General features: G+C 69.2%; 12 protein-coding genes. 6 read left to right on the plus strand and 6 right to left on the minus strand.

Annotated elements, in window-relative coordinates; all coding sequences use genetic code 11:
* Positions 1 to 112 precede the first annotated feature (112 nt).
* Positions 113 to 1084, plus strand: coding sequence for a sterol desaturase family protein (locus tag V1Y59_RS20490; RefSeq protein ID WP_330506888.1), 972 nt, complete (start codon positions 113 to 115; stop codon positions 1082 to 1084).
* Here the strand turns inward: V1Y59_RS20490 and V1Y59_RS20495 are convergent.
* Genes V1Y59_RS20495 through V1Y59_RS20505 form a run of 3 tightly spaced genes read right to left on the minus strand, consistent with a single transcriptional unit; the run spans position 1063 to position 8733 of the window.
* Positions 1063 to 4845 (minus strand): murein biosynthesis integral membrane protein MurJ, encoded by a 3783-nt coding sequence (locus V1Y59_RS20495; RefSeq protein WP_330506889.1) that lies wholly within the window; start codon positions 4843 to 4845, stop codon positions 1063 to 1065. The genes V1Y59_RS20490 and V1Y59_RS20495 overlap by 22 nt on opposite strands.
* Positions 4842 to 7577, minus strand: a complete 2736-nt coding sequence (locus V1Y59_RS20500; RefSeq protein ID WP_330506890.1) for a hypothetical protein — start codon at positions 7575 to 7577, stop codon at positions 4842 to 4844. Before V1Y59_RS20500 ends, V1Y59_RS20495 begins: the two co-directional genes overlap by 4 nt.
* A complete protein-coding gene (locus V1Y59_RS20505) occupies positions 7570 to 8733 on the minus strand; it encodes an NUDIX hydrolase (protein WP_330506891.1) in 1164 nt (387 codons plus the stop codon). The genes V1Y59_RS20500 and V1Y59_RS20505 overlap by 8 nt, the downstream gene beginning before the upstream one ends.
* A gap of 145 nt (positions 8734 to 8878) precedes the next feature.
* Between V1Y59_RS20505 and V1Y59_RS20510 the strand changes: the two genes are divergently transcribed.
* On the plus strand, positions 8879 to 10312 hold the full coding sequence (locus V1Y59_RS20510) for a CCA tRNA nucleotidyltransferase (RefSeq protein WP_330506892.1): 1434 nt from the start codon (positions 8879 to 8881) through the stop codon (positions 10310 to 10312).
* Between the two features lie 15 nt (positions 10313 to 10327).
* On the opposite strand, the gene V1Y59_RS20515 is transcribed toward V1Y59_RS20510, so the two are convergent.
* Positions 10328 to 11329, minus strand: a complete 1002-nt coding sequence (locus V1Y59_RS20515; protein ID WP_330506893.1) for an AraC family transcriptional regulator — start codon at positions 11327 to 11329, stop codon at positions 10328 to 10330.
* Positions 11330 to 11456: 127 nt separating this feature from the next.
* On the opposite strand from V1Y59_RS20515, the gene V1Y59_RS20520 reads away from it, so the two are divergent.
* Positions 11457 to 12941 (plus strand): flavin-containing monooxygenase, encoded by a 1485-nt coding sequence (locus V1Y59_RS20520; RefSeq protein WP_330506894.1) that lies wholly within the window; start codon positions 11457 to 11459, stop codon positions 12939 to 12941.
* A gap of 24 nt (positions 12942 to 12965) precedes the next feature.
* Here the strand turns inward: V1Y59_RS20520 and V1Y59_RS20525 are convergent, their stop codons facing one another.
* Positions 12966 to 13910, minus strand: a complete 945-nt coding sequence (locus V1Y59_RS20525; RefSeq protein ID WP_330506895.1) for a diacylglycerol/lipid kinase family protein — start codon at positions 13908 to 13910, stop codon at positions 12966 to 12968.
* A gap of 20 nt (positions 13911 to 13930) precedes the next feature.
* Here V1Y59_RS20525 and V1Y59_RS20530 point away from each other — a divergent pair, with 20 nt between their 5' ends.
* Both V1Y59_RS20530 and V1Y59_RS20535 read left to right on the plus strand, forming a co-directional pair.
* On the plus strand, positions 13931 to 14539 hold the full coding sequence (locus tag V1Y59_RS20530; RefSeq protein WP_330433624.1) for a TetR/AcrR family transcriptional regulator: 609 nt from the start codon (positions 13931 to 13933) through the stop codon (positions 14537 to 14539).
* Complete coding sequence (locus V1Y59_RS20535; protein ID WP_330506896.1) at positions 14536 to 16071, plus strand: glycerol-3-phosphate dehydrogenase/oxidase; 1536 nt, start codon at positions 14536 to 14538, stop codon at positions 16069 to 16071. The genes V1Y59_RS20530 and V1Y59_RS20535 overlap by 4 nt, the downstream gene beginning before the upstream one ends.
* 40 nt (positions 16072 to 16111) lie before the next feature.
* Here the strand turns inward: V1Y59_RS20535 and V1Y59_RS20540 are convergent, their stop codons facing one another.
* Positions 16112 to 17203, minus strand: coding sequence for an aminotransferase class V-fold PLP-dependent enzyme (locus V1Y59_RS20540; RefSeq protein WP_330506897.1), 1092 nt, complete (start codon positions 17201 to 17203; stop codon positions 16112 to 16114).
* Between the two features lie 79 nt (positions 17204 to 17282).
* Between V1Y59_RS20540 and V1Y59_RS20545 the strand changes: the two genes are divergently transcribed.
* The gene (locus V1Y59_RS20545) at positions 17283 to 17765 is read left to right on the plus strand and encodes a MarR family winged helix-turn-helix transcriptional regulator (RefSeq protein ID WP_330506898.1); all 483 of its coding nucleotides are present in this window, start codon (positions 17283 to 17285) and stop codon (positions 17763 to 17765) included.
* Positions 17766 to 17777: the final 12 nt, after the last annotated feature.

Raw genomic sequence — 17777 nt, forward strand, 5'->3', positions numbered from 1 at the left:
GGCTCCTCGTGTCGGCACCCTTTACAGCTGGTCATCTGACACGCTACCGTGTCAGACCATCAGGTATCTGACACGCATTCATGTCAGATAACGGCACGAGTCAGGAGTTCCCATGATCGATCTCCTCCCGGAGGCGATGCGTGAGCCGACGGTCCTTGCCATCCCCTTCTTCGTCGTGATGGTCGGACTCGAATGGTGGGCCGCCTGGCGCCTGGACCACACCGACCACGAGCGTCCTTCGCAACGGGCACAACGGGTTCCGGCAGAGCGCGGCACCTACAACCCGAGAGACTCACGCGCGAGCCTGCTGATGGGTGTCGTGTCGATCGGGACCAGTGCGGCGTGGAAGGCGTTGGCACTCTTGGCATATGCTGCGATCTTTGCGTACGTGGCACCGTGGCAGTTGCCCGCCGACGCCTGGTACACATGGGTCATCGCCATCGTCGGGCTCGACTTCCTCTTCTATTGGGAACACCGACTGGCCCATCGGGTCCGTCTGGTCTGGGCCACACACCAGGCCCACCACTCGAGCGAGTACTTCAACTTCACCACCGCGCTTCGGCAGAAGTGGAACAACAGCGCCGGGATCGTCATGTGGCTACCACTCCCCCTGCTCGGCGTGCCACCCGCCCTGGTGTTCGTCGCGTACTCGCTGAATCTGGTGTATCAGTTCTGGATTCACACAGAGCACATCGACAGACTCTGGCGGCCAATCGAATTCACCTTCAACACGCCATCACACCACCGCGTTCATCACGGCAGCGACCGCGACTATCTGGACCGCAACTACGGCGGCACGCTGATCATCTGGGATCGCATGTTCGGCACTTTTGCGCCCGAAGCCCAGAGGCCCACCTACGGGCTCACCACGCCGGTGGACACCTACAACATCTGGCGGCTGCAAACCCACGAGTATGCGGCGATCGCCCGAGATGTGCGTGGCACCAGGGGATTACGGCAGCGGCTCGGATTCGTGTTCGGGCCGCCGGGATGGGCGCCGGAGATCGCGGATCGGGATTCTGTCGGCGAAAACAAGGTTCCGTCGGCGGGGGCGGCGGGGGATCAGCCCGCCATCGAGACCTGACCGATCTGCGCCTGGAATCCTCCGCCGGAGGCGGGCAGTGACGTCAGCCAGATCATCAGGAACGGACTCGACTGCGGTTCGGGGATCGTGATGGTGGTCGTCGGCTGTGACACCTGACCGGTGGCGACCTCGGTCGTATCGGCGAAGGTCGGTTGCGCCGACGACGCGGTCCGCAGCGACACCGCGAAGCCGGGCGTGGGCGTACGAATGGTCACCGTCGCGACGGACTGCTCGCCACCGAGGTCGAACATCAACCCGAGCCCGTCTTTCAGTCCGCCGAAATCCGGTGAGCCACGGTAATTGTCGGTGCTCCAAGGGGGAGCGGTCCCGCTGATCACGTTCGCGACGTTGGCCGAGCCGTCCGGCGGCTGATTGGAGAAGTCGAGCACGCTCACCGACCGCAGCGGGATAGGGGCCGGTGCCGCGGGTGGCGGCGCACCCTGGTTCTGTTCGGTCGGGGCGGCCGGCTCGGACGTGGTGGGCAGGATGGAGTCGATGTCGGACGATCCGTCGTCCCCGCCGAAGATGTTGGTCGCCCACACCACGACGGCGATGATCACGAACAGCGCGAGCAGGCCGGCGCCGGCCATCAGTGCGGTGTTGCGCCGACCGGCCGGCTCGGACTCGGTCGATGAGGTGCGCGTCGCCGGGGGACTCATCGCGATCGGTGCCTCGCCGGTCTCGATCACCGGCAACATGTCGGTGTTGAGATCGAGCACGGTGGCCTGGTCGAGCACATGCTGCACCGTCCCCGCGGTGCGGATTCCACGACGACCGTCCAGCGCGCGGGCGGCGACCGCGGAGATCTCGAACGGCGTGTCCGGTCGTACCGCGCGCGGTTCGACCGGGTTGCCGTCCTCGCCGGGTTCGGCGATCCGTAGCCCGCCCACCGGTTCGGTGGTGTCGGCGGTGGTCACCAGCCGGGAACCCGTCTGACCGTCCAGCGGCCATCGGGCCATCAACAACGCGTAGAGCACCGCGCCGAGCCCCCGGACATCGGTGGACTTGTCGTCGCCCGCGAGGGTGCCGGGGAATGCGAGGACCGCGTTGCCGTCGGTACTGATGCGGATGCGGTCGGGGTGATCGATGGACAGCGCGCCACCGGATCGGTGCGTGGCCTCGGCGGCCGCGGCCAGCGCGCGTACCGCGCGGGCGGCGCCGATCGGGGAGGGCTCGGACCGGGCCACCTCGGTGAGCGACGATCCGGGCACCCACTCGCTGACCACGATCCCGCCGGACGAGCCGCGCACGACGTCGAGGACCCGGGCGACCCCGGCCGACGAGATCTGTCCGAGGCGCAGGGTTCGGGACAGGACTCCCTGGGGTCCGTCGTCGGTGACCTTGGCCGTCTCGCCGCGCCGCGGCGGTGCGGCGAGCTGGTCGGCGTCGACGAAGGTCAGCGCCACCTCACGGTCCAGGTTGATGTCGAGGGCGCGCCAGAACTGCAGTCCGCGGGTCCCGCCGTGATGTTCGAGCAGGCGATACCGTCCGCCGGCGACGGCGGCGCCCGGAACCAGGCGCGGCCCGCGCGGACGCGGCGCCGACGGGGACGCCGTGGGGGAGGCGGGCGGTGCGGTCTGGGCAGATTGCGTTGCCGCGCCGGACTTCTCGGCGTCCGCCGACTTCGCCTCGGCAGGAGATTCGTCGACACTGACCGAACCATGCTTGTCGGACGGGGAGTCCGGGATGATCTCGGTGTCCTGCGTGGTCCCGATCTCGTTGTCACTCACGCGCCGAACTCCTCTCCTGCGATAGCGCATGTCGCGGGGCGCGTGGATCCGCATCTCGCCACCATCGCGAAGGCGCGCGGCTCCACCGCTGTGAACCGAGTACGACTGCCATGTGGCAGTGCCCCGGTCGAATCTCCGGAGCACCTGTACTTGACCAGAGTACGGGAGCGATTCGTCGGTAGAGGTCTGCGGAAACGCAACCGTGATCGTTGGAGTGGATTCTCTTACCGGCGTCTCAGGAGGCGCCAAGGCGGGGATGAATCTGCCCAGGACGCGGCGCACGGTGGTCCCGATCGAGACGACATCGGGCAGGCGGGCGGCGGCCAGGCCGGCGTAGGTGACGCCGAGTGCGACGACGGCGGTCAGGCCCAGGTAGACCAGCGACCCGAGCTTGCCGACGTCGGTGCTCAGCAGGTGCAGCCCGGACAGCTCGGAGACCAGCCACACGATGCCGGTGACGCCCACCGACACCACCAGGGTGACGACCGTGGTGCGCGACACGTCGGTCAGTCGTGCACCGTCGAGCCGTTTGCGCAGCAGGAAGTGGCCGACGATGGCGCCGACGAGGTAGCCGAGACCGTTGGAGAGCGCCAGCCAGCGCACCACGAGTTCGGGGTCGGAGAACAGCACCGGACCGAGCAGCGACGCGGCCACCTTGACCACCGTGATGCCGAGGACCATCGCGGTCGGGGTCCAGGCGTCCTCGCGGGCATAGAACACCCGGAGCTGGACCAGCGTCATCGAGTACGGGATGAGGGTGAACGCGCCCCACGCGAGCACCGAACCGAGCTGCGAAGCGGTCGCGGCGTCGAATCGGCCGAAGTTGAACACCGCGATGCCGATGGCGGGCCCGAAGAAGGTCATGTACGCGACGATCGGGACCAGCGCGACCATCGTCAGGCGGGTGGCCAGCGACAGGTCCGCGACCACCGCGTCGTCGTCGTTGGCGGTCGCGTTGCGCGACAGTCGCGGCATGATCGCGGTCAGGATCGTCACGCCGAGCACGCCGTACGGCAGCTGCAGCAGCTGCCAGTGGGTGGCGTAGACGCTGATGCCGGACGCGTCGGCATGGGCGGCGATGCGGTAGGTGATGACCATCCCGACCTGCAGGATGGCCACGTACAGCACGATCGCGAGGGCCATGTTGCCGAAGCGGCGCAGCCGGGCGTCGAGGCCCCACTCGAAGCGCAGCCGTACCCCCGCGCGCTTGAGCCAGGGCAGCAGGATCCCGGCCTGCACCACCACACCCAGGGTGGTGCCGATACCGAGGACGAGCAGCTGCGGGTCGGTCATCCGCACCGGGTTGAGGGTGATCTCCCCGGGCATGATCGCGTACAGCACCAGCGTGGCGATCTGGATGATGTTGTTGAGCACCGGGGCCCAGGCACCGGGCTTGAAAAAGCCCTTCATGTTCAGGATCGCCATGAACAGGGCCGACAGGCCGTAGAAGAGGATCTCCGGCAGCAGCAGGTAGGCCAGCGCGGTCGTGAGGTCGCGGTTGACGTCTCCGTCGCCGACGTTGAGGAAGGTGAGCAGCGGCGCCGCGATCAGGGCGATGATCGTCGCCACGCCGAGCGTGGCCACCGACAGGGTGAAGATGCGGTTGATGAACGATCTGCCGCCGTCGGCGTCCTCGGCCTCGGCGCGCGCCAGCACCGGGATCACGATGGCGGTGAGCACCGCCCCGAGCACCACTTCGGCGATCATGCTGGGCAGCACATAGGCGGCCTGGAACGCCGACGCGATCGCCGGGCCGAGCATCGCCAGCACCAGGACGGTGCGGATGAAGCCGGTGATGCGGCTGGTCAGCGTTGCGAGCGCGATGGAACCGCTGGTCTCGAGGATGCTGGCGTCGGAGTCGCGCTCGAGTCCGGTGGGGGATTCGTCGAGGTCGGTGCCGCCACGAGAATCAGATCCGCGGGGATCAGATCTGCGGGGATCAGGCCGCGCGGGCGGCCCCGGGGGCATCCCGCCCGGTTGAATTCGGCGGGGCTGGGCGCGGCGCGGCGGCGGAGGTCCCGGCCGGCTCATCGCCGGTCCCCGTCGCTCGTGGTCGTCGTCGTGGGCTCCTGGCTGTCGGGGTCGAGCGGGCCGGGATCGTCGTACGGGATGTTCTCGGCCTCCAGGTTGCGCCGCCGCTCCTGGTACGTGGTGCGGGCGAGCAGCCGGTCGTGTTCGTCGGGATCGGGCCGGTCCTGGTCGGCGGGATCCGGCTGACCGCGGAAACGATGCCACAACCTGCGCGCGACCAGCAGGACCAGGGCGACACCGGCGGCGATCGTCACCCAGAACAGTGGCTTGCCGTAGGCGTTGGCGTTCACCGACAGCCGGATCGGCGAGCCGACGGAGATGCCGCTGGATGTGGTCAGCCCGATGGTGACGGTGATCGCCTCCTCCGATGTCTCCGCCCGGGTGGGCAGTTGGATCTGGCGGGTGCCGCGCGCCGGGATCTCGATGACGCCGAGGTCGCCGACGTCGAGTTCGGGTGGCGCATCGACGTCGATCCGTACCCGGATCGGCAGGGACAGGTCGTTGCGGACCACGAGCAGTAGCGGGCTGCGTTCCGACGCGAGGGTGTAGCGGCCGCCCGGATCCAGGATGGTGACCGCATTGCGCATCCGTTGCAGAGTGGCGTCCACCGCGGTGAGCCGGGCCGCACGCTGGCCACGCAACTCGGCGCGAACGGCGGGTGAGGTGGTGTCGGGTGTGCGGATCGCGCGCAGCATGTCCTCACGCAGCGGCGCCACATACCGTTCCGGCGTCGCGGCGACGTCGGCGGAGCTCATCAGCGACGCCTGCAGCTGGAAGGACAGTGCCGCGTGTTCCTCGATCTCGGCGGCGACCGGATCGGTGACGGACATGCCGAGCGCGGAGAGCGGACCGACGCCGGCTGGCCGCACGAGCCGGCCGGGGGTGGTGGTCTCGTCGAGCCGGGTGACGACGTCGGCCAGCGGAGCAGGCGTGGCCGCACCCGATTCGAGCAGCAGCGTCGCGGTGGTGAACAGGGCGTTCGTGTCGTCGGCCGACGGTGCCCAGTAGGTCGGCGGCACCACGAACTCGCCGCGTCCCGCGGTGGTGTCACCGCCACCGCCGGCGGTATCGGCGGGAACGTCGATCGCCGGGTAGGCGAGGGCGGCGACCGCGCTCTGCCGGCGCGCCGCGTCGGACTCGCCGACGAACGACACCTCTTCGTCGGCGGGGGTCAGGGGAGTGGTCTGCGGGTTCCCGCCGAGGGCGGCGAGCGCCGCGGTGACGGGTGCCTGAGTGGTCTGCACCGTGAGGTCACCCACCCGGTAGCCGCCGGCGGCATCCGGACGTTCCGCGTCGACGCTGCTGGTGGAGGTGACCGCCTTGCCCACCGACGCGTCCTGGAGGACCTCGGCACCCGTGGCATCGACGGTGCCGAGGGCGGGCACGGCCAGGCCGCGCACGCTGCGCACACCGAGAACCGCGTCGACGATGTCGGCGGGGCTGGACAGTGCGGCCGCGGTCAGGCCGCTGTCTCCGACGCGTGACAGTGAGGTCAGGTCGGCCTGGGCGAACGGCAGAGCCACGACGCACATCCCGGCGGCCAGCTCACGCAGCTCGGTCAGCCATTGCAGGGCGGCGGGCTGACCGGTGCCCGGCGTGGTCGTTGACGTCGGGTCCAGCGGGTCGTCGGAGACGACGTAGCCGAGCGACATCGCGCGCACCGTCACCAGCAGGTCCGGGTCCACGGCCAAACACATGCTCCGGGCCAGCCGGGACTGTTGGCCGGCGGCAGGCGCCGCCTCGTCCGGCGTGGGTGCCGCCGAACCTGGGGAGGGGGATGCCGATGCGGCGGGCGACGATGCCGGCGGACTCGCCGGCGCCTCCGACGCACCGGCCTCGTCGCCTGTGTCGTCGCCGTCGGCGGGTTCGCCGGCCACCGACCTCGCGGCCGCCAGCAGGGTGTTGAGCCGGCCGCCGGCGGACAGCGACCGGGCGAGATCCTCGCCGACCAGACGCACCGGTTCGGTGTTGCCGCCGAGCACACCCGGGGTGAGCTGCGGCGGAGCGGCGAGCGGCCACAGCATGGTCAGCTGCGACGGGCTCGACAGGTCCGCGGACACCGATCCGTCGGCGCCGAGATCGTTGTCGATGTTCGCGCCGTCGACGTCGGTGCTCGGATCGACGTACTGCTCGGCGCGCGTCGGGTCCGGCGGCAGCGACAGCACCGGCAGCAGGGTGCGGGACTGCGCGAGCTTGGCCGGGTTGCCGTAGTCGGGGAGACCGTTGACGTTGACGTTGATCGGGAAGACGCCGGTGCGTTGGATGTTCAGGCCATCTGCGGCCGACAGACGGGTGGTGAAGCTGAACGTGTCGGTGTCACCGGGACCGAGCTCGTCGGCCAGGGGCCGGAACGCGGTGGCCGCGCTGACCGGCACCGGCCGCACCGCGAGGCTGCTGCGCAACCCGGCCGCGTCGTCGATCGCCTCACCGCGTTCGACGCGGATCGACAGGTTCTGCAGCATCCGATCGCCGATGTTCTCCAACCGCCCGGTGACGGTGACGTCGGCGCCACCGCTGCTGGTGACGATCGACGGCGTGATCTCGTCGATCGACAAGCGCAGGAAGCCCTCCGAGTCGTCGCCGGCGTCGTCGGACACCGGCGCGGCGTCCGCGAACCCGGCGGCCGGGTTCCCGGCCAGTGCACACAGCCCGACGACGGCGAGGATCGCCACCCAGGTGGGTGCCGAGCGACGCAGACGAGACCAGAGGCGGACGCGCCGCGGGTCAGGCATCGCCGGCCGGCGGACGGCGAGACCGCCGCCGACGCCGACGCGACCGCGCCGGGGGCAACGGTTCGTTGCGGCGCTGATTGCGTGCGGCTGCGGCTCTCTCATAGGCGTTGGGTTCGGTGCGAATGCTCTCGGCCTCGGATTGGGCCAACCGATTGGGGTCGGCGGCGAGATCGGCGATGACGCCGCGGGCCATCCGGGCCAGTCGCCGCTCGTCAGAGTACGTGAGCTTTCGGGGCAACTCGTCGAGCGGCACCCACGCCACCTCGCTGACCTCGTAGTCGGCGTCCGACAGCTCGCCACCGATGCTGCGCAGGAGATAGTGGTGCACCGTCTTGTGGATTCGTTTGCCCTCGCTGACGAACCAGTAGTCGATCTTGCCGAGCGGTGCCACGACGGTGCCGCGGATGCCGGTCTCCTCGGCCACCTCGCGGATCGCGGTCTGTTCGGCCGTCTCACCGGTCTCGATGTGGCCCTTGGGCAGCGACCACATCATCCGTCCCCGGCGGTCCATGCGGCCGATCAGCGCGGCGCACAGTTCGGCGGCCGGGAGATCGAGGTCGGAGATGACCAGGCCGCCCGCCGACGTCTCGCGGACCGTGCGCAGGCGTTCCTGGCCACGGTCGACCCCCTTGCCGTTGCGGCGCCGGTTCTTCGACTTCGTCGCCGACGTGGTGGCGTCGGCGTTGACGGTGTGCGTCAGACCGGTCTTGGTGATCTTCGCGGTGACCGCGACGAGGTCGGACGGCTTGGGCGGCGACACCCGGGTGTGGGTCGGGTGCAGCTCTTCCTCGACGTGTCCACCGCCGCCCGCGCGCTTCGGCATCTGGCCGGGGTTGGGGCCGTCACCGCGGTCGGCGGACTTGCCCTCGTCGTGCGGCGTCTCGGTGGTGTTGGAATGTGGCGGCCGGCGCCCCCGTCGGCGGCGTCCGCGTCGCCCGCGACGGCCGGTTCCGCTGGGGTCATCGGTGGCCGTCGCGGTGCCGCGTGAGTTCGCGCGCGCCAGGTCGGCCGGTGTCACCTGCCGCCGGGAGCCGGTGTTCGACACCCGCTCGGAATCCGGTTGCGCCTGCTTCCGCTCGGTATCCCTCGGGCCGCGCGCACCCGCCGTGACGTCGGCGGAGACGTCAGAGGGGTCGGTGGAGGGGTCGGCGGACACGTTTCCGATGCTAGCCGTTGGCCACCTGCCGTTTGCCTGGATGGGCCGCGCTGCGGCGGTGGTGTCGGTGCGGATGGTCGTCGGTGTGTGCGCCGTTTCACCAGGATTGCGGGGTGAGGATGCGGCGACGGTAGGCTGACTTGCCGTGACCGACCCGGAACGCCGTACCCGCCTGCTGGCCGGCGCGGCGGTGACCCTGCGTGGTCTGTCCGACGTGCTCGGTTCGCTCGGAGCGGTGTTCGCCGAGGCCGGCCATGAGCTCTATCTGGTCGGCGGATCGGTGCGGGACGCGGTGCTCGGCCGGCTCGGTGGCGATCTCGACTTCACCACCGACGCCCGACCCGACCAGGTCACCGCGCTGATGGCCTCCTGGGCCGACGCGCAGTGGGACACCGGCATCGAGTTCGGCACGGTCAGCGCCCGCAAAGGTGACGCGACCGTCGAGATCACCACGTTCCGGGCCGACTCCTACGACCGGGTCGGCCGCAACCCCGAGGTGGTGTTCGGCGACTCGCTCGACGACGACCTGGTGCGTCGGGACTTCACCATCAACGCGATGGCGGTTCGGATCGGCCCGGACGGGGCCGCCGACTTCATCGATCCGCTCGACGGGCTCACCGCGCTGCTGGCCGGCGTGATCGACACTCCCGCGACCCCGCAGGAATCGTTCAACGACGACCCGCTGCGGATGCTGCGGGCCGTCCGATTCGTCTCCCAGCTGGGATTCCGGGTGGCACCCCGGGTGTTCGACGCCATCACCGCGATGTCCGAACAGATCGATCGGATCACCGCCGAACGGGTGCGTGCCGAACTCGACAAGATGATCCTCGGGGAGCATCCCCTCGAGGCGATCGACGTCATGGTCGACACCGGTCTCGCCGAGCGCGTGCTGCCCGAGGTGCCGGGGATGAAGCTGACGATCGACGAACACCATCAGCACAAGGACGTGTATCAGCATTCGCTGACCGTGTTGCGGCAGGCGGTGGATCTCGAGGACGGCGATCCCGATCTGGTGCTGCGGTGGGCGGCGCTGCTGCACGACATCGGCAAACCGGCGACGCGGCGGCACGAGCCCGGCGGCGGCGTCAGCTTCCATCACCACGAGGTCGTCGGCGCCAAGATGGTGCGGCGGCGGATGCGTGCCCTGAAGTATCCCAAGGCGGTCGTCGACGACGTGTCGCAGCTGGTGTTCCTGCACCTGCGGTTCCACGGGTACGGCGACGGTGCCTGGACCGATTCCGCGGTCCGGCGGTACGTCACCGACGCGGGGCCGCTGCTCGATCGGCTGCACAAGTTGGTGCGCGCGGACTGCACCACCCGCAACCGGCGCCGCGCCCGTCGGCTGCAGGAGAACTACGACCACCTCGAGCACCGGATCGCGGATCTGAAGGCCGCCGAGGATCTCGAACGGGTCCGACCCGACCTGGACGGTAACGCGATCATGGAGCTCCTCGATCTGCCGCCGGGACCGAAGGTCGGTCAGGCGTGGCGGTATCTCAAGGAGTTGCGTCTCGACCGGGGACCGTTGTCGCGGGACGAGGCCGAGGAGGCGTTGCGCGAGTGGTGGGCGCAGCAGTAGCGAACGGCGCCGCACTCAGATCGAGCGTCGGAACGCGCGCGGCGACGTGGCGAACCACCGCCGGAACGCGCGGTTGAACGCACTCTGTTCGGTGTACCCCAGCAGGACCGCGATCTGCCCGACCTGCATCTCGGGTTGGCCCAGGTAACGGACCGCGAGGTCGCGGCGCTGCTCGTCGAGAACTGATGCGTAGGTGACGCCTTCGTCCATCAGGCGCCGCTGCAGGGTGCGCCGATGCAGGTGCAGGTGGTCGGCGACCACGTCCGCCGAGTAGGCGCCGGTCGGCAACAGCCGGCGGATCAGTTCGCCGACCCGGGTCGCCAGCGGTGCACCCGTCTGCGGGAACGCCGACTCCAGATAGGTGGTCGCCAATCGGCGGGTCTGCGGGTCGGCGGCATCGATGGTGCGCGCCATCACCTCTCGCGACACCGACAGCCCGCACCAGGTGCTCGAGAACGTGACCGGACAGCCGATGAGCCGTTCGTACGATGCGTCGGGACTCATCTGTGCGTGCGGAAGCCAGACCCTGGTGGGTCCGGACGTGCCACCGCTGAGCAGCCGGACGATGCGGGCGGAGTTCGCCATCGCCAGCTCGTTGGCCTGCCGCAGGTCGTGGACGGCCCGCCGGAGGACGTCGTATCGGATCCGGATGTCCGCGGCCGGTTCTGGTGGCTCGATCGCCAGGCGCAACGCCGGAGAGTGCGCCGGCATGAACCGCGCGATGGCCGCGATGCCGTCATGGACGGTGGCGGCGTTGCGGGCGATCACCGCCACGGGTCCCAGGATCGGCATGCCCTGGCGTTCGGCGAGCCGCATCCCGAAGTCGAGGCAGGACCGGTCGGTGGCCGCGAGGGCGATCAGCCCGGCGAGGGCGTCGAAGGAGATGAACGTCTCTTCGCGCTGCTCGATGCCCGGCGTCAGGCCGAATTGCGACCGCAGCGGCCCGGGGTCGCCGCCCATCTCGGCGACGAGTTCGTCGAAGCCGTGTAGGTTGATCGCCCGGATCAGATCGTTCACCGATGTCCCCGCATCCGCTGTCGCAAGAGGTCTCTACCGCATCAGAGGGACCATTGTCACGAATTGCCAGAAACCTGTCGCGAATTACCAAGTCAGAAATGTGTGAGCACTGACACACTCAACCGTCATGAGCACTCACACCACTCACGTCGACACCGTGATCATCGGCGCAGGACTCTCCGGCATCGGCACCGCATGCCATGTGTCCCGCGCATTCCCGGAGCGGTCGATTTCGATCCTGGAACGCCGGGAACGCGTCGGAGGAACCTGGGACCTGTTCCGCTACCCGGGAATTCGGTCGGACTCCGACATGTTCACCTTCGGTTACGAGTTCCGTCCCTGGCATGATCTGAAGGTTCTCGCCGACGGGTCGTCGATCCGCCAGTACGTCGAGGACACCGCTGCCGAGTACGACGTGCTCGACAAGGTGCAGTTCGGTGTCCAGGTCCGGACCGCCGAGTGGTCGTCGGCCGACGAGCGCTGGACGATCACCGCGGTTCACGAGGCCACCGGCGAGACCCGCGTGGTCACCGCGTCCTTCCTGATCAGCTGTACCGGCTACTACAGCCACGACGAGGGCCACCTCCCGGACTTCGCCGGCATCGACGACTTCGAGGGTCAGGTCGTGCACCCGCAGTTCTGGCCCGAGGATCTCGACCACGCCGGCAAGAAGGTCGTCGTCATCGGCAGTGGAGCCACCGCCGTCACCCTCGTCCCGACCATGAGCGAGGACGCCGCGCACGTGACGATGTTGCAGCGTTCCCCGTCCTACATCTTCTCCATTCCCTCCTACGACAAGATCTCCGAGAAGCTGGGGAAGTGGCTGCCGCAGAGCGCGGTCTACCGGTTCGGTCGCTGGCGCAACATCGCCGTCCAGCGGGGCATCTACCTGGCCAGCCGCCGGTGGCCCGCCGCGATGCGCAGATTCCTGCTCTCCCAGGTGCGCAGGCAGCTCGGGCCCGATGTCGACATGACCCACTTCACCCCGAACTACATGCCCTGGGACGAGCGACTGTGCGCGGTACCCAACGGCGACCTGTTCGCGGCCCTGCGGGACGGACGTGCGTCCGTGGTCACCGATCACATCGACACCTTCACCGACAAGGGCATCCGCCTTCGGTCGGGCGACGAATTGGAGGCCGACCTCGTCATCACCGCCACCGGCCTCACCATCCAGATGCTCGGCGGTGTCGAGCTCATCGTCGACGGCCAGGCGCGCCGGTTCGAGGACCAGCTCACCTACAAGGCCACGTTGATCGAGGGCATCCCCAACTTCGGCTGGGTGTTCGGCTACACGAACGCGCCGTGGACCCTGAAGTCCGACATCGCCGCCACCTACCTCTGCCGCCTGCTGACGCACATGGCGGACAACGGCCATACCGTGGTCGTCCCGCGGGACACCGACGACCAGTCGCTCGGGATCGGCATGCTCGATGCGCTGCAGTCCGGCTATGTCCAGCGGGCCAAGGACACCCTGCCGCGCCAGGGCAGGTCGGGTCCGTGGCAGGTGCGCATGCACTACGGCCAGGACAAGAAGATGCTGCTCGACGAGCCGGTCGTCGACGGTCACCTGCAGTTCAGCTCGTCGCGTGCTCTTTCCGCGGCGGTGTGAGCGACGCGACCGAGCTCCGAGGACTCACGATGGCGCGAAGAACGTCGCCGCGCCGGGCGTCACCTCGAACACCGCTGGCAACTCGCCCACGACGTCGCCGTCGATGGACACGAGAGCCGGTGGGTCGCAATAGAGTTCGATCTCCTTGCCGCGCATCGTGCGGACCATCGGATGATCGACGTGGCGGCCGCTGAACACCTTGGGGAACACGCGGGCGACGGTCAGGCGGGCAAGTCGTGACGGTCGGCGGCCCAGGGTGAGGTCCATCAGACCATCGGTCATCGACGCGGCCGGGGTGATCTGCATGCCGCCGCCGTAGGAGGTGGTGTTGCCGATGGCCGCGAACACCAGGTCGTCGTCGACCTCGACGTCGTCCACGCGGATCTCGTAGTGCCGCGACCGCAGCCCGATCAGTTCGCGCAGGGCGGCGAGCGTGTAGCGCGCCTGACCGTTGGGCCACGACATCTCGACCGCGCGGGCGGTCACCGACGCGTCGAACCCGGTCGCGGCCACCGTGGAGAACAGCGCACACTGTCCGTCCGGGAACGTGACCCGCCCGAGGTCGACGGACCGCGTGCGACCCGCGACGATCACCTCGACCGCGGCGGCGACGTCGTCGCGCGGGATGTCCAGATTGCGGGCCACGTCGTTGCCGGAACCGGCCGGTATGATCCCGAGCGGTTTGCCCGTGCCGAAGGTGGCTTCGATCGCGAGCCGGATGGTGCCGTCCCCGCCGACCACGACGATCCCGTCGCAGTCACCGCGGGCCTCTTTGCCGGCCTGCTCGGCGGCGTCCTGCGCATCCCGGCCGATCACGACCGTGGCCTGCACCCCGCGAGCCGCGAATTCGGCGACGGCCGTGTCCGCGATGGACCGTCCCGCGCCATGCCGCGCGTGCGGATTGGCCAGCACGGTGACATGGCTGACCCGCACGCTATCCGCGTGACGGTCGGGGGGCGGGGCTGCCATAGGTTACGATGTTACACATCATGTCAATCTGTAAAGCGGACATCGGTGATCAGGTATTGGACGCGGCCCGCGCCTGCCTGATCCGTAGTGGCGGGCGCAAGGTGACCCTGGCCGAGGTCGCCCGCGAGGCAGGAGTCAGCCGGCCCACCGTGTATCGGCGCTGGCCGGACATGTCGGAGATCACCCGCGCACTGCTCACCCGCGAGGTCATGGGCATTGTCACCGCGGTCACCGACGTCACCCCGCTGCGGACCGCCGAGTTCGACGCGACCGTGGATCTGGTGGTCCGGGTGGCCGCGGCCCTGCGCGACGACGAACTGGTCGCGGCGTTGTGGCGCTCCCAACGCGAGTTCATGACGCCGTACGTCTTCGACCGCCTCGGCACCAGTCAGCAGGGTGTCCTGGCGATCCTCGCCGACGCGATCGCGCACGGCCAGCGCCGCGGGCAGGTCCGCGACGGCGAGCCGGAGAAGCTGGCGGCGATGGTGCTGCTGATCACGCAGACGTCCATCCAGTCGCGCGCCCTCGTCGAGTCGATCCTCGGAGACGACTGGAGCCGCGAACTGCACTACGCGTTGTCGTCGTACCTGCGTCGGCCGGACGGCGACCTGCCGTCGATTCCCGGATGACCGTCATCGACGCCGCCCATCGTCGGCGGTGGCTCGCCGACCTCGCGGAGCAGGAGCGGCCGCTCGACATGCTGGTCATCGGCGGCGGGATCACCGGTGCCGGGGTGGCGCTCGACGCGGCGACCCGAGGATTGCGTGTCGCGCTGGTGGAGTCGCACGACCTGGCGTTCGGTACCTCGCGGTGGAGCAGCAAGCTGGTGCACGGCGGTCTGCGGTACCTGGCCGGTGGCCGGTTCCCGATCGCCTACGAGAGCGCGGTCGAGCGACACCATCTCATGACGACCATTGCCCCGCACCTGATCCGGCCGCTGTCGCAGGTGGTGCCGGATCACGGATCGCGGGCCACCACCGCGTTGATCCGCACCGGACTGCGCGCCGGCGACGTGCTGCGTCGCGCCGCGCGCACCCCGACCGACGTCCTGCCGGGTCCCCGTCGGCTCTCGGTCGACGAGACGTTGGCGTTGTGCCCGCAGACGTCGCGGCGCGGTCTGCGCGGAGCCTTCGCGCATTCCGACGGTCAACTCGTCGACGATGCCCGACTGGTCGTCGCGGTCGCGCGGACCGCTGCGGCGTTCGGCGCGTCGATCTGTACCTACACCCGCGCCGACCAGGTGACCGGCACCGGAGCGCGACTCACCGACAGCTGCACGGGGGAGTCGCTGACGGTGTCCGCCCGGACCGTCGTCAATGCGACGGGTGTGTGGGCCGGCGACATCGACCAGACACTGCGTGTCCGGCCGAGCCGTGGCACCCACCTGGTCTTCGACGCCGAGCGTTTCGGCAATCCGGCCGGTGCGCTCACCGTGCCGGTGGCCGGGTCGTTGTCGCGCTTCGTGTTCGCGCTTCCCGAACCACTCGGACGGGTGTTCGTCGGACTCACCGATGTGGACGCGCCCGGGCCGATCCCGGACGTCCCGCGGTCGTCCGACGACGAGATCGACTACCTGCTCGACGCGATCAACGTGGCCCTCGACCGGCCCGTGACACGCGACGACATCATCGGCACCTTCGCCGGTCTGCGACCACTCGTGGACTCCGCCGACGAGAACGCAACGGATTCAGGCAGTCTCGCCGATCTGTCGCGACGGCACCGGATTCAGGTGAACGACGGGACCCTCGTCGGTGTCCTCGGCGGCAAGCTGACAACCTACCGGCGGATGGCCGAGGACGCCGTCGACGTCGCGGTGCGTGCGGGCGGACTCGACGCCGGTTCGTGCATCACCACCAGCACCCCGCTGATCGGCGCTACGGGGAAGGGCCGTCGAGCGGGATTGCCGTCGTCGATGGTGAGCCGGTTCGGGACTGAAGCGGCCAAGGTCGTGTCGTCGGCGATGGTGGACGGGCCGCTGGAACCGATCGCCGACGACCTCGACGTCACCCGCGCGGAGGTGGAGTTCGCGGTCACTCACGAGGGCGCCCTGTGCGTCGACGACGTGCTGGACCGGCGCACGCGGATCGGTCTGGTCCGCGACGACGCGGACCGGGCGCGGCAGGCCGTCACCGAGATCGTGGAGAAGTTCGGCGCCCACTGATCCCGTCTCCGACGGAGCTGCCGGTCACTGCTGCGGCAGGTCAGTAGCCCATCGTCCGCAGCGCGTCGGCGAGTCTGTCGAGGTCTTCGCGCTCGACGTCGAGGTGCGGGCTGACCCGCAGCAGCGACTGCTCGGTGGTCAACGGTGCCCGCCAGGAGTCGGCGCAGGTCACCAGGATGGCGAGGGAGAGCAGCTTCACGCGGGCGGCCGCGACGTCGGATGGCTGCCAGCCCGGCGGCGGGGCCAGGGTGGTGATCGCCGACGGCTCGTCGACGGGTTCGAGAACCTCCCAGCTGCCGATGCCGTCGAGGCGTTCGCGGGTGGCCCGGCCAATCAGTGCGAGCTCCCGGAAGACGCGTTGCTGGCCGATGCCCAGCACCTCCGACACCGCCATGCCGAGTCCGAGGCGGCCGGCGACGAACGCCTCCGAACTCTCGATCTCCACCGGCCGCAGCGCATCCTTGCGAACGGCGACGAACCCGACCCCGCGTGGACCCGCCAGCCACTTGCGGCTGGTGCCGTAGACGACGTCGGCGCCGGTCACCGTCGGGGTGTGTCCGGCGGTCTGCGCCATGTCGACGACCACGGGAACTCCCGCGGCGTGCGCGATCTCCACGATGCGGGTGACGGGCTGGACGATTCCCGACATCGCGCCGATGTGGCAGATGTGGATGAAGTCCGGTTGTTCGAACTGCAGCATGTTCTCGAGCGCGTCGGTGTCGACGTGGCCGGCGATGTCGGCGTCGGGCAGGGGACGCACGGCGAAGCCGCGGCGTTCGAACTCGACGAGGTTGGGGCCGAACTCGTTCTTGGCCACCCACACGGTGGTGGAGATCGGCAGATTCCAGTAGGTGAGCAGCGCACGCAGTGCGGCGCGGGCACTCTCCCGGAACGCGAGTTCGTCGGCGGTGTGGCCGATGAGGGAGGCGAGATCCCGCTTGTCGCGGGCGATCTCCTCGACACGATCCTCGGCCGCGATGTACGACCCGCGTTCGGTCTCCCGCCACAGATGTGCCGAGATCGTCCCGATCACGGCGTTGGACGATCGGCCGGCGGCCGCGGAGTCGAGGTGGACGACTTCCGGGCGGAGGCGGGAGCGGCGCCATTGTTCACCCAGTTCGCTCACGTACATAGACCCTGAACCTACCGGTCGAGGCCGGTGACACGATCACCGGGTGCCGTGCCCTAACAGTTGTTACGATCGGTCGGCTATGGACAGAGACGACGATCGTGCGCGATTGCTCAGGAGCTTCGGGATCGTCACCAAAGGGCTCCGGCATTGGGCCAACGGCCAGATCTCAGCGGACAACTCGTCGATGACGATTGGTCGAGCCGCCGTGCTGTCCGGTCTGGCCGCCTCCCCAGAGCCGATGAGCATGAGCGACATCGGCGCCCTCCTCGACCTCTCGGCTCGCAGCATGACGGTCCTTGCCGACGGACTCGAGAAGAACAAGTGGGTCCGGCGCATCCCACACCCCGAGGATCGACGGGTGACACTCATCGAACTCACCGATGAAGGCAGAGCGTATGCCGCCGATCATGTGCTTCCCGCGCAACTGGCGGCCGCCGCGATCTTCGACGACCTCACCGTCGACGAGCGACAGACGTTACAGCTCTTGCTGACCAAGGTCGCTCGCTCGCTCGCCGATCGCGGCGTGCCGGTTGCGCAGGCGCACATGGAGTCCGAATCCTGACGTGCCGGCTAC

It is taken from the genome of Gordonia prachuapensis, from assembly GCF_036350515.1.
Classification (GTDB): Bacteria; Actinomycetota; Actinomycetes; order Mycobacteriales; family Mycobacteriaceae; genus Gordonia; species Gordonia prachuapensis.

Bases quoted from the DNA above. Each gene is read 5' to 3' on its own strand.
- V1Y59_RS20535 (WP_330506896.1), top strand. From the start codon at position 14,536: ATGACCGTCATCGACGCCGCCCATCGTCGGCGGTGGCTCGCCGACCTC.
- V1Y59_RS20520 (WP_330506894.1), top strand. From the start codon at position 11,457: ATGAGCACTCACACCACTCACGTCGACACCGTGATCATCGGCGCAGGA.
- V1Y59_RS20490 (WP_330506888.1), top strand. From the start codon at position 113: ATGATCGATCTCCTCCCGGAGGCGATGCGTGAGCCGACGGTCCTTGCC.
- V1Y59_RS20500 (WP_330506890.1), bottom strand. From the start codon at position 7,577: ATGCCTGACCCGCGGCGCGTCCGCCTCTGGTCTCGTCTGCGTCGCTCG.
- V1Y59_RS20540 (WP_330506897.1), bottom strand. From the start codon at position 17,203: ATGTACGTGAGCGAACTGGGTGAACAATGGCGCCGCTCCCGCCTCCGC.
- V1Y59_RS20545 (WP_330506898.1), top strand. From the start codon at position 17,283: ATGGACAGAGACGACGATCGTGCGCGATTGCTCAGGAGCTTCGGGATC.
- V1Y59_RS20530 (WP_330433624.1), top strand. From the start codon at position 13,931: ATGTCAATCTGTAAAGCGGACATCGGTGATCAGGTATTGGACGCGGCC.
- V1Y59_RS20495 (WP_330506889.1), bottom strand. From the start codon at position 4,845: ATGAGCCGGCCGGGACCTCCGCCGCCGCGCCGCGCCCAGCCCCGCCGA.
- V1Y59_RS20525 (WP_330506895.1), bottom strand. From the start codon at position 13,910: ATGGCAGCCCCGCCCCCCGACCGTCACGCGGATAGCGTGCGGGTCAGC.